The sequence below is a fragment of the Anaerocolumna sp. genome, from assembly GCF_032079385.1.
GTDB lineage: Bacteria > Bacillota > Clostridia > Lachnospirales > Lachnospiraceae > Anaerocolumna.
Map to the genome: position 1 here is coordinate 18,879 of NZ_DAMAUC010000038.1, position 13,680 is coordinate 32,558.

Below are 13,680 nucleotides of genomic sequence, written 5' to 3' on the forward strand. Positions count from 1 at the left end.
GATTTACCTCCCGGTTCTTAGATCAAATGCTTTCCCACACGAGGGATTAATTGTATCAATTTTACCAGTACAAAGCTTAATGTGAAGCTAATGATAATTAAAGCTATCGTATAAAATGCGTATGATTTTTCAGCTAAAAAGGTTAAACGACCGGAAAAATCAATGATTAGTACCATATGAATCAGATAGATTCCATATGTTGCATTACTTAAAGTTCCCAAAAGCTTTTGAAAGCTTTCCGTTAAAAATCCGTTCCAGTTAATATTTTTTGCTGCAATAAAAATGGCAATTGAGATGGTAACCGTGGTTACGGCAAAATGAGAATATAAGCCTTCATTTAACGTATTTTTAGAAATTGAAATAAAATATGTTCCAAAAACAGTCAAAAGTACAGAGATAAGTGCTCCTATGTAAATAATAATCCTCATTTTTTTGGATAAATCATTGTGATGCAAATAATAACCCAGAATACAATATCCTGATAAGCCAAAAGCAAAGGGTATATTCAGAATATGAACATAAAAATACGCTGGTCCTCCAAAGAATGCCACTAGACTTTGAATTAAAGTATATAAAATAGTGGAAACAAACCATAGTCCTAACCAATACTCAAATTCTTTTTTAGTGGAGTGAACCACTATTTTCTTTAAAAGGGGCGATATCAAATAAATAATAAATATATCGTAAACAAACCATAGATGATAATATGATTTATCTAATAGAATATTCATAAAAAGGATACCCAATATCTCTGGAAAATGAATTTTGTTTCCCAAAATATAAATTTGCATAATTAGAGAGTAGATAATAGACCATATTAGAAACGGGATACCTACTTTGAGAAAACGTGACTTTATAAAATGTGGAATATTATCCAAATGGGGGCTATCTAATATTAAAGCTCCACTAATCATAAAAAATACAGGAACCGCCCATCTCGTAATGCTGTTTACGACATTGGCCCACCACCAGCCAGATTCTCCTAATACGTTAATATCCTGTGCCTTACCTGCTACCGTATGAATCGCTATTACACCAATAATGGATAAAACACGTAAAATATCCAGATATAGGATTCTGTTTTTTCTCCTTGGCTGCAATTTTGATTTTTTTTGCAATTTCTCCATATAATTACCCCTTATGTAATATATTTATAAATTATGATTAAGATTATACACAAAAAAATAAAATGGTCAAATTCGGTTTATTCCATAAATTTCTATGATTTCCATAAACAGTATTGCATTTTTGCTCGACTTTTGAGGAAATATCTTTGATAATAATTTGACATTCTGTAAGATAAATGAAAATATATACAAATATATTCTTGAATTAACTGTTAAAAACAGTAAAAAAGACGAAAAAAATTTTTCCCATGAATTTGATTTTTTAAAAAAAGCTATTATACTTAAATCTATTCATTAAGGTGAAGGGAGAAATTAGAATATGCATGTCTTATTTGTTTTATTTATTATTTTCCAGCTCGTTTATATTACTATCCCGCTTTTAAAAGAAAAACCGGACAGAACAGCTATGAATAAGGCCAGTGAAGAAGAAAAAGGGCTTACTATTCTTGTACCTGCTTATAACGAAGAACTGGTGATTCATAGGTGTTTGAGAAGTCTTGTAAATGTAAATTATACACATCATGAAATTATTATTATCAATGATGGGTCAACAGATCAAACCTTGTCGGAATTGACAGAATCATTGGGTTTGGAAATAGATGAGCGAAGATGTGCCCGCAAGCTCTATTATGCCAGAGTCAAAGGATTTTATCATTCTACCGTTTATTCCAATGTTTATGTAATAGACAAAGAGAATGGGGGAAAGGCGGACTCACTTAATGCCGGAATTGACTACAGTACCAATGATATTGTGATTACTTTGGATGCTGATAGTTTACTCGAAAAGGATTCTTTGAAATACATTAGCCATGCTTTTAATTCTTCAGAAAAAGTAATTGCAGTGGGAGGTATGGTTCATATAGCACAAGGATTTGAGAATGACAACGGTACTTTAAGGCCGTCTTTAAAACATACCAATTTCTTAATTAGACATCAAATTATACAATATCTCACAGGCTTCTGTCTTAATAAATATACCCATTCCTGCTTAAATGCCATTACAGTTATAGCAGGAGCTTTTGGAGCTTTTCAAAAAGAAGTACTATTCCGAGTTGATGGATTTAGACAGACAGTAGGGGAGGATATGGACATTACCCTTAAGTTTCAAAAATACATGAAACAAAACAATAAAAAGGAACGAATGTTATTTATTCCGGAAGCTATCTGCTATACACAGTGTCCGGAAGATTTTAAGAACCTGATTAATCAAAGATTTAGATGGCAGCGGGCTTTTATAGATTGTATTATCCATTATTGGAATGACCTGTTCAATAACTTTAGCTTCCTTACATCCATGTATCTTTTATTTGATTCTTTTATATTAGGAACCCTTGTATCTTTTTCCACCATTCTTATTCCATTTTTACTTCTTTTCGCTCCAACGTCAGGGATATGGGCGTTAAAGATACTGGTGCTTTTTTCCTTCTGCACGTCATTTCTGCAGAATATAACAGTTTTCTTTGTATTGTATCGTTATAACTATGTGTTTTCAATAAAGGACTATATTAAGTTTATTGGTTTTGCATTATATGAATGCATTACATATCGTTTCCTAGGAGTTATTTATGCATTTTTTGGGACAATCAGTTACTTTGTTCATACGAATAATTGGAATAAAATAGAACGTACCCAGCTTAATCTGTAAATCAGGTTAGAATTAAAATCTCAAACAAGATAAACTATTTATGCCAATAATATATCTCCGGCTTTTGGTTATTTTATAGAAAGTTAATTGTTATTTTATAGAAAGACATGGTATAATGTACAAAATAATCTAATGGGAAGGAGCTTTTTATGGCGAAAAAAGCATTTTTAAAATCTGTTGATTTACCCAATGGGGAAACTATTGCCTACAGAGAGATGGGTGAGGGAAGTAAAGTATTACTTTTAATTCATGGGAATTATTGTTCTTCTGTCCATATGGACATTATTATGGATAATATGCCAGAAGGTTATAAGATATATGCACCGGATTTAAGAGGGTATGGTGACAGTACATATAACACTCCAATCAGCTCTTTAAAAGAATTAGCGGGAGATGTTAAATTATTAGCAGACAAACTCGGTTTAAAAGAGTTTGATGTATTTGGCTGGTCCCTGGGTGGAGGAGTGGTTTTACAATTTGCAGCAGACTATCCGGATCATGTAAGAAAAGCAGCAGTATCCGGTTCTGTCGGAATAAAAGGTTATCCTCTATATAAAACCGGTCCTGATTTTAAACCATCTGCAGAAAGAATAACAACGATGGAAGAAATCGCAAAAGATCCATTAATTGCAGCACCGGTTTTAAATGTATATAAGAATAGAGATAAGGTAACGCTAAAGCAAATCTTTGATGCAAGTATCTATACATCCAACAATATAGACCCTGAAACCTATGATAAATATCTGGAAGCTACCTTTAAACAAAGAAATCTGGTAGAAGCAGATTATGCGCTTACCTCCTTTAACATGACTCATGAACACAGTGGAGTAGTGGAAGGTACTGGTGACGTAGATAAAATCAAAGGACCTGTGTTAGTGATCCAAGGCACCAATGATATTGTCGTATCCAAGGAACAATTCCAAACCATAAAAGACGGGTTGGGTGACAGGGCAGTAATTGCTGAATTTGAAGGTTGTGGTCATGCACCTATGGTGGACAAAACGGAGGAATTCATAAAAGTTTTAGTTGATTTCTTAGAAAAATAAAAATTGAACGCAGTAGGACGCTTTGTCCACGTAAGGTTAATGAGAACTTCTAGAATAGGGGATATAGGTTTCTTGTTCCATAGGAAAATTCGATGGTTCTAATATTATAGTAATCGCTTAAAGCATATTGAAAAATCGAGAACTCCTCGGCGTTGCCTCGTCAAACATCTCGATTTTTCAATATTAGCGCGATTCCTATAATATAAGAACCATAACGAATTTCCCAAAGTCACAAGAAACCTATATCCCCTATTCTCGAAGTTTAATTTAAGTTTTGAGGGCAAAGCTGTGTATTGGCTACTATTTGTAAACATTAAACAATAATCACCGTTAAAGAGATAATAATGGATGATGTGAGTAAAAATAAATTTATGGAATATTTAAGCAAGATAAAGTGCGATAAAATAATCATCATTGTTACACATTATAGCAGTATTCATAAATATGTTGATGAAATACTCAAGGCAGAGCATTGATCTATAATAAAAGGTGCGTGGATCTTTTTTATGACATACATGTGATGTGCGATAAATTTGAAATAGTCGCATTTATTTTTACTTTTAAGGTTCTTGACAATGTTTTAATGACGATCTGTAAAACACATAGTCTTGTAGTGAAATCACTTGCTTTGAATTCATCGAAAGGAACATAAATCATGGCAAATAAAAAAAGTAGTTATATTTTAGGTATTGGTGTATTTTATATATCAATTTACTTTATATATCAATTATTCACCATAAAACACTTCTTACCAAAGTATGATTTATTTATACCAATAAGTGATATTTCAGAAATCAACATATTATCCAGAATTTGTGGCGATTTGATATTAGTAAGTGTTCCAATTGTGGTAATGGTTATTATAATGTCAATACATAAAATAAAATGGACTGATATGGGCATCCGGCTAGTACATCCACGGATTTTATCTTTTCTTTTTTCTATATATATATTGTTGTTTATTATAAGAGGTGACTATACTTATAGCGGAATATATGTTGCCATATATTATTTATTTATTATCTCATGCGTCGAGGAAATCGTCTTTCGAGCATTTTTGTTTCATTGGTTCAAACAAACAATTACAAAGAACCAAGCGATTTTTACCTGTGGTCTTCTTTTTGGTCTAATTCACGCAATAGTTCCAATTGCGATACTTGATGTGAATCCTCTTATGGCCATATTGAGTGTTCTTTTAGGCGGTGTGATATCAGGTTTAGTGTTTTCTGTTATGTATTTGCGAGGCGGCACACTATTAATTCCAATTCTTGTTCATGCTATTCTTGATTTTACTTCACACATTTAAAGATATGTGGTCCAACTCAACAATGTGCCGCGGTCCTGAAAGTAGGAACCGTGGCGTTTTTATTGCTTCTACCTCAATCTTTGTATTTTGAAAAATAGGAATAAGACAACAATCCTACAGGTATAAAATAGACACACCAAAACGTTAATATAGCTGTACCTATCCAAGCTGCTCCTTCTCTATCAGGAGTGAACAATCCAAGCATAGGTATAATAAAGCAGGATATGAAAAATACTCCGTGTATTAGCAATAATGCTTTTAAGAACTTATCTGCTTTCGATATCACATCGATGGTCAGTCCTGCGAAGAAGGTGGATAATGACATCATGGCATAGCCTAACATATCATAATTGAAAAATAGTCCAAACTGCTGAAAATTAAGGATACGGTCTGCTTGCTCTGATAAATTACCTGGGCGGACGGTTGTTATTTGAGCATAATAAACTAAAACGTTTATTGTTGCGTACATAATTGCAAAACCTGTTGCGGTATAGGCAGCTAGTTTTGCTTCTTTCTTTGCGTAAGCGCAGAAACCGCTTATCATTGGTACAAAACTAAAAGCAATAAATATGGAAGTAAAATAACTTCCCCAATTCGTACCTAACAACATGGATAGGGCAAATCCTATGACAGCAATTACATTGATAAGGGAAGCGTACATTGCTATTTTTCTGTTCATAAAGATACCTCGTTTCTATTATTTTCTAGAATCATGGTTACTAATCTTTCAATAAAAGCACTTCTATCATTTTGTTTTGTAAAATCGTACCCTAATAACTCCTGTGAGGTAGTTCCGCTTAAAAATGCTGCCTGCATTGTGGCTGTAAGTATAAAAGATAATAAAGGTTTATCTTTATCTTCAAATTCTTTTGTAAGGGCAAGCATAAAGCCTCTTTGAGAGCGAATGGAATTACAATCCATAGTATAATTCTGCATATCTCCAAGTATGGAAACACGAGAAATTGCAGAATGTTCAAAAAGAAAATCAAAAACATGGTTTGCCCAACCAATCAGGCGTTCCTTATCTGTTGCATATTCCTTTTTTGCATCAAATCCTGCGATTACTTTTTCGATAATGCGTTGGACACAGGTGGTAATTAGATTTTCTTTACTTCCGAAGTGATAATTTATCAGACCTAATCCAACACCTGCTTTTTGAGCGATTGTCCGTGCAGTAATGTTTTCGATATTACCGTTGTTTTCCTCAATTAATTCAGTAGTTACTTTTATAATGTTTTCTTTTGCGTTGGCCGTATTTTTCATATTACCTCATTCCCTACATGCTTCCAACTCCTGCGAATTTGGGCGCAAGCATAATGTTTGCAAAGTAAATTGATTTACAATTTTCTTTGAGATAAATCTAATTTTTATACAATTCATTTAAATAGTGTTAAATAGAGTATACTGAACACTGTTCAGTAAGTCAATACGCTTTGGAAATATTTATTAAATCAATTAAAGAAATGGGTTAATAATTAGAACTTCTTAATAGTTCATCGGCTCGCTATCCTGGCTTATTACTGACATGTTTAGTATTATATCTTTATTAGTGCCTTTTCTCTGCTTAGGGAGGGTATAGAGAAGAATTTCAAAAACTTACTATTTTTGTCCCTAATTGTAATTACTCGTACTGGGAAAAGCAGCCTATTACGACAAAATTTATTTCAATAAGTGAAATCGGAATCAAATTATGTTATAATATTAATGTTATTTTGTATTCTTATTAACTGTTAGGTAGTAAGAATACATTTTTCTTTCCTATTAATTACTTTAGATACTAAGGAGCTGCACATGAAAGAAATACTAAAGATTTCACAGCTATTTTGGAATTTGTTTTATTCTAAAAACCGGTATATTTATATAGAATCTCTTATGGCTATATACGATGAATATTTATATAACAATTATTTTTTGACAAAAGAAACTTGCATTCAGATTATTGCGGAACATTTTTCTGACCGTATTATAGATATATCTGCAGATGATGACGAACAGGATTTAGATAGTATGGAGCCTATGGCTACAAAGATTATTAATAAGCTGATTCGTTTTACTTGGTTAAAGAAAGTGGAGGATTATAGTTCCTTTAAAACCAATATTGTAATTCCCGACTATGCTTCTGCATTTATTGAGGTATTTAAGAAATTAAGTAATCCGGATTCCAGTGATACAGATTTGTACATTCAGAATGTGTATACCAATATTTACTCCTTCTATTATGATACCAAAGCCGGAATGGATCTATTAAAAACAGCTATGGTTAATACAACCAGGCTAAACCGGTCTTTGCAGGATATGCTTCATAATATGGATCAGTTTTTTGGAACTTTACTGGAGAAGAAGAATTATGAAGAACTTCTGGAAGAACATTTGGATATTTATGTAGAAGCTATAATTAATAAAAAGTACAGTTTATTAAAAACCAGTGATAATTTTTATATTTACAAAAATGATATTAAAAAACTTCTTCGTGCCATACAGGATGATGAGAGTAGATTGTACATATTAAAGCAAAAAATGATGGCGGAAGGAAAACAGGAAGAAGATATTGAAAATGAATTTTTGGACATTATTTATGAAATAGAACGGGGCATTCTGAATATGGAAAAGAGAATTGCTCATATTGACACAGAGCATAGCAAGTATGTCAGAGCCACAGTAAGCCGGCTGGAGTATCTCTTAAGTAATGATGATAGTATTCAGGGAAATGTTGTTGCTCTCTTAAATCTATTATCCGGAGAAGATAATAGCAAAATCCTTTCACAAGTATCGGATTCGATTCTGATTCATGATCTTACTATTGTATCCAATGAGTCTTTTTATAAAAAAAGAGGAAAGCATAAAGTATTTGAAGACACCGTAGAAGTGGAAGAAGAGGTAGAGGAAGAATTATCGAAAGAGGCCATTTTGCAAATCAATAAAAATAAAAACAGATATAGTCAGATACAGATTGAACAGTTTATTATGACGCAGATGGATAATGGAATATTTCGTATTAAAGAGCATCCAATTACCACAGATGAAGAATTTGAATTATTGATCCTGGCTTATGATTATAGTATGCGTAAGAAGAGTCCTTTTCATGTGGTTCCTGGTGTAAAGGGGAAGATTACAAGTGGCAAGTATACTTACCCGGATATGATATTTGAGAGAAATGAGATTTAATCTGACTTTGAGTTCATTATCTGCGAGGGTTAAATAAATCTGTATAAATAAGTTGCCTTGTTAAATTAGAGGATAACAATTATTAGAAAAATAGTAGAACAGAAAGGATAAAATATGTTTCCATATTATAAAGAACTCCTGGATGAAGAAAAAGAAGAATTAACAGAAGCTATCAAAGTTTTAATAAACCAGACATTTATACTGGAGCGAAAATACGATAATAAAACCGAACGTTATTTACCAAATAAAGTATACCGCATTTGCGAAAGACATTTAGACTTTATAAAAGAGTATTTTAGGATATCGGATATAGATTTAATAGAGAACCGTCAATTTAGTGTTATTTATTTAAAGTCCAGAAACCTGCAAGGGGAGAAACTAAGTAAATTGACAACTATTTTCATACTAATATTAAAGCTGATATTTGATGAGCAAATGAATGTAGCCTCTAATTCCATTCATGTATATACAACTTTAAATGAGGTTTATGAAAAGATACAACTTTTTCGTCTATGGAATAATAAATCCATATCACCTACAGAGGTACGCAGAACCATAACAGCACTAAAAAAATATCAGGTTATCGAAATTCTGGATGAAATGGGGAGTTTAGAGGGGGATACCAGATTTATTATATACCCTGTTGTTAATTTGGTACTGGATGGACAAGCCATTGCCGGCATCATTGAGCAATATCAGGAGGAAGAGGAAGAAGAGGAGGAATTGCTGGATGGACAGATTTCAATCACTGACCAGGATGTGTCTGAATAATTGGCACTATATTAATGAAAAGGTACTGTCTTTTCATCAAGAAATCAACTTCTTTACCGGACATTCCGGAAGTGGTAAGTCCACCGTATTAGACGCTTTACAAATCGTATTGTATGCGGACACCAACGGACGTGGTTTCTTTAACAAGGCGGCGAAGGAAGACTCCGACAGAACTTTAATAGAATACCTTAGGGGTATGAAAGTGGTTCAGGAAGATAATAAAATCAGTTATCTTCGTAACAAAAACTTTTCTTCCACCATCGTTTTGGAGTTTCAGGATACGGAAACCGGTAAATATCAAAGCCTTGGAGTGATATTTGATGTTGATGTGTCTGTAAATGATATTAACCGTATGTTCTTCTGGCATGTAGGAAAGTTTTTACCTAATTGCTACCGGGATGGGGAAAGAGTATTCTCTGTTAATGAGTTAAGAGAGTATATGAAAGAAAATTATCCGAAAGAAGAGTATTATTTTAGCAGAACCAACGAAAAATTTAGGAATGAATTGTACAGTAATTATTTTGGAGGATTGCATCCAAAACATTTTCCTGCACTTTTTAAAAAGGCCATACCTTTTAAAATGGATATGAAGCTAGAGGAATTTGTAAAGAATTATATTTGTACGGAAAATGATATTCATATTGAAGATATGCAGGATAGTGCGGCCGGGTATACTAGGTTAAAAAGAAGGTTAGAAGATACTAAAAATGAAATCCGAATGCTGACACAGTTACAGGATCAGTTTGAGAAGTACCGGATATATGAGGATAATGGAATTCAGTACCAGTACAATATAGATAGATTAGATATTAAGAATTTGGAAGGTAAACTGGAATATATTCAGAGAAAGCAACAGGATTATGAACAGGATGTTTCCCTTTTGGAACAATCCATAAAAGGGTTGGAAGAAGAACTTGTAAGCTTTCAGAAACAAAGAGATGAAGTTATGCTTACCATTCAAAACAGCGGTTATGATTCCCTTGAGGCTGAATTAAAGGCATTAAATCAGGTACTGGAATTTATGTACCGTAATAAGGCTGCTTATGATAAAATTGCCGATGGACTGAAGTCATGGTTGGCTGCGGAATTGTTAGAGCCGGTTGTGGAGGAAGGAATCCTTCATTTCACTAATTACGAGGCTTCCTCCTATGAAGTGGAAAAAATCAAGTCCGGTATTTTGGAAATCAGGCAGGGTCTTGAGAGAGATAAAGAAGAATTATCATTAAAACTTCAAGAGATAAGGAATTCTATAGCTGATATAACCAAACAAATTATTACTCTTCAAAATGGACAAAAGGCGTACCCGGCCTATCTGTTAGAGGCCAAAGGTTTTATAAAAAGGAAGCTGGAAGAACATCATGAGGAGCCGGTACAGGTTGATATTCTGGCAGATGTATTGGAAGTAAAAGATGAACGCTGGCTGAATGCTATTGAAGGGTATATGGGAAATAATAAACTTGGTTTGGTTGTCCCCCCTCAATATGCCAAAGAAGCTATGGAGCTTTACCAAAGTTTGGAACCTCAAAAGTATTATAAAGCAGCGGTTATTGATACGGAAAAAGTATTAAGAGATAACAAAGCTATTATGACGAAATCTCTTGCTGAGGAAGTGGAAACAGACTTAGAATATGTAAGGGCTTATGTGGACTTTCTATTAGGTGCAGTTATAAAATGCGATAATATAGAGGAACTGCGTGAGAATAAAAGCGGAATCACAGCGGATTGTGTACTATATCAAGGCTACAAACTACAGCATATAAATCCCCGTAATTACACGGAATATGCTTATATTGGGAGAAGTTCCATAGAAAGAAGATTAAGACAGTTAGAGCATGATGTATCAGAATTGAAGATACAGAAAAGACCTCTGGACGAGCAATTGAGAAAGATTACGGATATATTAAATTATGAAGACCTATCAGAAGAAACAGATTCCTTAATTCAGATAGTAAAAGAAATCCATGAGATTGGGAAACAGGAAGAGAAGAAACGGGAGTATGAGGGAAAAATTAAGGAATTAAAAGAAAAAGACATTGATGCACTAATAGAAAAACAACGCTTATTAGAAGAAACCATTCGTTCCAAAACAAAACAAAAAGAATCATCCGTCGTTGAATTAAGAACAAAGAATCATGAGCTAAATGGTTTTAAAGATACCCTGCTTACCTTAAATGAAGAGCTGCTTCAAAAACAAAATGCATTCTCTCTGGAGGAAGCCAGAGAAGCCGCATATGATTCTTTCATGAAAGAACAAGGCTATAGAAAAACTGATAGTATCCGTTTTGAGCTGTTAAACAAAAAGCAGGATAGCGAAAGAAAAAGGGATGAAGAATTTAACAAGCTGGTATTAAAAAGAGAAGAATACCGTAACAGCTACTCTTTCCGTGGATTTTCATTAACTTCTAAAGATAATGAAGAATATAATCAATTATTGGAAAATTTAGTAAGCGATAAATTGAGTGAATATACAGAGAAAGCCAATGAACAGGCAAAGCAGGCTGTTTATCATTTTAAAACAGATTTTGTATATAAAATCCGGGATGCTATAAAAGAAGTAATGCAGCAGAAAGAAGATTTAAACCGGATATTGGCACAACTAGACTTTGGTAAGGATAAATATCGGTTTATTATTACCAAAAACAGAGGGGAAGATGGAAAGTTCTATGATATGTTTATGGACGAGAACCTGGACATTAATCCTCACCAATTATCTGGTAAAAATGATAACCAAATAGACATATTCAGCTTACAGCATGAGAAAGATTACAGTGATTTAATCAATGAATTAATTGAATTATTTATGCCACCGGAAAATAGTGACCCAAAACTATTAGAAGAAGCAAGAATGAACATGGAGAAATATGCGGACTACCGAACCTATCTGTCTTTTGATATGGAGCAATTAGTAGAGGGGATGCCTCCAATGCGTCTAAGTAAAATGCTTACCAAGAATTCCGGCGGTGAGGGACAAAATCCATTGTATGTTGCCTTACTGGCAAGCTTTGCCCAGGTTTACCGTATTAATCTAAAAGCAAACATACGACGAAGACCCACACCAAGACTGGTAGTGTTAGATGAGGCATTTTCCAAAATGGATGCAGAAAAGGTTGGCAGCAGTATCCGATTGATACGAAAACTGGGATTCCAGGCGGTTATCAGTGCTACCAACGATAAAATCCAAAATTACGTAGACAATGTAGATAAAACTTTTGTCTTTGCAAATCCAAACAAAAATCGTATCTCAATACAGGAATTTGAGAAAAAGGAATTTCAGGAATTGTTAACCGTGGAAGGTGATGGGGAAGATGAAACTACTTGATCTTATTATAGATCAATATGAGAGAAGTTCTAAGTGGAATAATGAAACCTCCGGTAATGCAAGTTTTCGGATTGAAGAAAAGCATTATAAAATAGTAGGAAAAGCAACATTAATAGATGAGGCTAAAGAGTTAGAATGCTCGGAACTTCTAAAAATCAGATGGGTAAAAGGCTATTATAATGTTGATATTGAAAAAGTAGAATATCCGTTATCCAACATGACTTACTTTTATCAAATGTCCAGACGAAAGCCCAAATATATATCTGTAGCCGAGCAAAAAGATATGGTGATGAAATATTACCATATCTTTAAGAAATCATGGATACGAAACTATATTAAGTTAGAAGTACTACCGAAGCTGGAAAAGGGAGATTGCCACAAAAATCTTAAAAAGGGAGATTGTGAAAATGACCTGGAAAAGATGAAACAGTTCTATCAATGTTTATACGGATTGGATCAATTGGAAAGCCCTATGTTTAAGAGGGTATTCAGTAAACGGTATTTAAACAACTCCAAGGTATTTGAAAAAGAACTACAGAAAAAGATAATCAGCATTGCCAGAAAATATGCGGATTCCGTTGAAGAAGCCATGGATTCTTCTATGGAAGATTCGGATATACTAAACCAACTCTATATTGAGGAATACTCACAAGAACTTAATATTAAAGGAAAACTACGAATAGAGGTGGAAGGAAGCGTAATTGATACAGGTTGCTTCCCTTATGGCACAGTACTGAATTCCCAGACAATTAAAAATGCGATTATACTGGATAATCCTCAGATTACAAAGATTCTGACTATAGAGAATAAAGCTAATTTCACAGCAGAACCAATGGAAGAGGGGACTCTGATTATATTCTCTCACGGTTACTTTTCACCCCTTGAGAGGAAATTTTTAAAAGAATTGGCTGATAGTTTATTAGAACAGCCAGTTACCTATCTCCATAGTGGAGATTTAGACTTTGGAGGAGTTTGCATCTTCAGATATATTAAGAATCGAATATTCCCCCAGCTAAAGCCCTATAGGATGGATAAAGATACATTTGAGAAGTATAAGAATTACGGAGAACCTATAGAGACAGCTACATTGGAAAAATTAAATAAATTGAAAGAACCTATGCTTCAGGAATTAATTAACTTGATCATTGAAACCGGGTTGGTAATAGAACAGGAAGCCTACTTATAATTTGGTTATTATAATACAAAGTTAGCTTATTGACAATAGTACGTTTTGCACAATATGGGATATTCAGACCATAGAGAGTGGGGGATATTGTATATTGCTTGTTCCATATAGAAAT

General features: G+C 33.6%; 10 protein-coding genes. 7 read left to right on the forward strand and 3 right to left on the reverse strand.

Translation table 11 applies throughout. The features are described from left to right. Positions 1-17 precede the first annotated feature (17 nt). Positions 18-1,127, reverse strand: coding sequence for an acyltransferase (locus tag RT261_RS19745; protein ID WP_313134854.1), 1,110 nt, complete (start codon positions 1,125-1,127; stop codon positions 18-20). A gap of 406 nt (positions 1,128-1,533) precedes the next feature. Here RT261_RS19745 and RT261_RS19750 point away from each other — a divergent pair, with 406 nt between their 5' ends. From RT261_RS19750 to RT261_RS19760, 3 genes are all read left to right on the forward strand, one after another. Continuing rightward, positions 1,534-2,772 (forward strand): glycosyltransferase family 2 protein, encoded by a 1,239-nt coding sequence (locus RT261_RS19750; protein WP_313134855.1) that lies wholly within the window; start codon positions 1,534-1,536, stop codon positions 2,770-2,772. 149 nt (positions 2,773-2,921) lie between these two features. Then, on the forward strand, positions 2,922-3,818 hold the full coding sequence (phaZ, locus tag RT261_RS19755; protein ID WP_313134856.1) for an intracellular short-chain-length polyhydroxyalkanoate depolymerase: 897 nt from the start codon (positions 2,922-2,924) through the stop codon (positions 3,816-3,818). 655 nt (positions 3,819-4,473) lie between these two features. Next, on the forward strand, positions 4,474-5,124 hold the full coding sequence (locus RT261_RS19760) for a CPBP family intramembrane glutamic endopeptidase (protein ID WP_313134857.1): 651 nt from the start codon (positions 4,474-4,476) through the stop codon (positions 5,122-5,124). A 73-nt stretch (positions 5,125-5,197) separates the two neighbouring features. Here RT261_RS19760 and RT261_RS19765 read toward each other — a convergent pair whose 3' ends face one another. Together RT261_RS19765 and RT261_RS19770 are read right to left on the reverse strand one after the other, a co-directional pair. Then, complete coding sequence (locus RT261_RS19765) at positions 5,198-5,803, reverse strand: hypothetical protein (RefSeq protein ID WP_313134858.1); 606 nt, start codon at positions 5,801-5,803, stop codon at positions 5,198-5,200. Beyond that, positions 5,800-6,387, reverse strand: coding sequence for a TetR/AcrR family transcriptional regulator (locus tag RT261_RS19770; RefSeq protein ID WP_313134859.1), 588 nt, complete (start codon positions 6,385-6,387; stop codon positions 5,800-5,802). The genes RT261_RS19765 and RT261_RS19770 overlap by 4 nt, the downstream gene beginning before the upstream one ends. A gap of 528 nt (positions 6,388-6,915) precedes the next feature. On the opposite strand from RT261_RS19770, the gene RT261_RS19775 reads away from it, so the two are divergent. The 4 genes from RT261_RS19775 (at position 6,916) to RT261_RS19790 (ending at position 13,565) form a co-directional block, all read left to right on the forward strand. Further along, a complete protein-coding gene (locus RT261_RS19775; protein ID WP_313134860.1) occupies positions 6,916-8,289 on the forward strand; it encodes a Wadjet anti-phage system protein JetA family protein in 1,374 nt (457 codons plus the stop codon). Between the two features lie 114 nt (positions 8,290-8,403). After that, positions 8,404-9,060, forward strand: coding sequence for a DUF4194 domain-containing protein (locus RT261_RS19780; RefSeq protein WP_313134861.1), 657 nt, complete (start codon positions 8,404-8,406; stop codon positions 9,058-9,060). Further along, positions 9,020-12,379 (forward strand): ATP-binding protein, encoded by a 3,360-nt coding sequence (locus tag RT261_RS19785; protein WP_313134862.1) that lies wholly within the window; start codon positions 9,020-9,022, stop codon positions 12,377-12,379. The genes RT261_RS19780 and RT261_RS19785 overlap by 41 nt, the downstream gene beginning before the upstream one ends. Then, positions 12,366-13,565 carry a Wadjet anti-phage system protein JetD domain-containing protein gene (locus RT261_RS19790; protein WP_313134863.1) on the forward strand — a complete coding sequence of 400 codons (1,200 nt, stop codon included), beginning with the start codon at positions 12,366-12,368 and terminating at the stop codon, positions 13,563-13,565. Before RT261_RS19785 ends, RT261_RS19790 begins: the two co-directional genes overlap by 14 nt. Positions 13,566-13,680 lie beyond the last annotated feature (115 nt).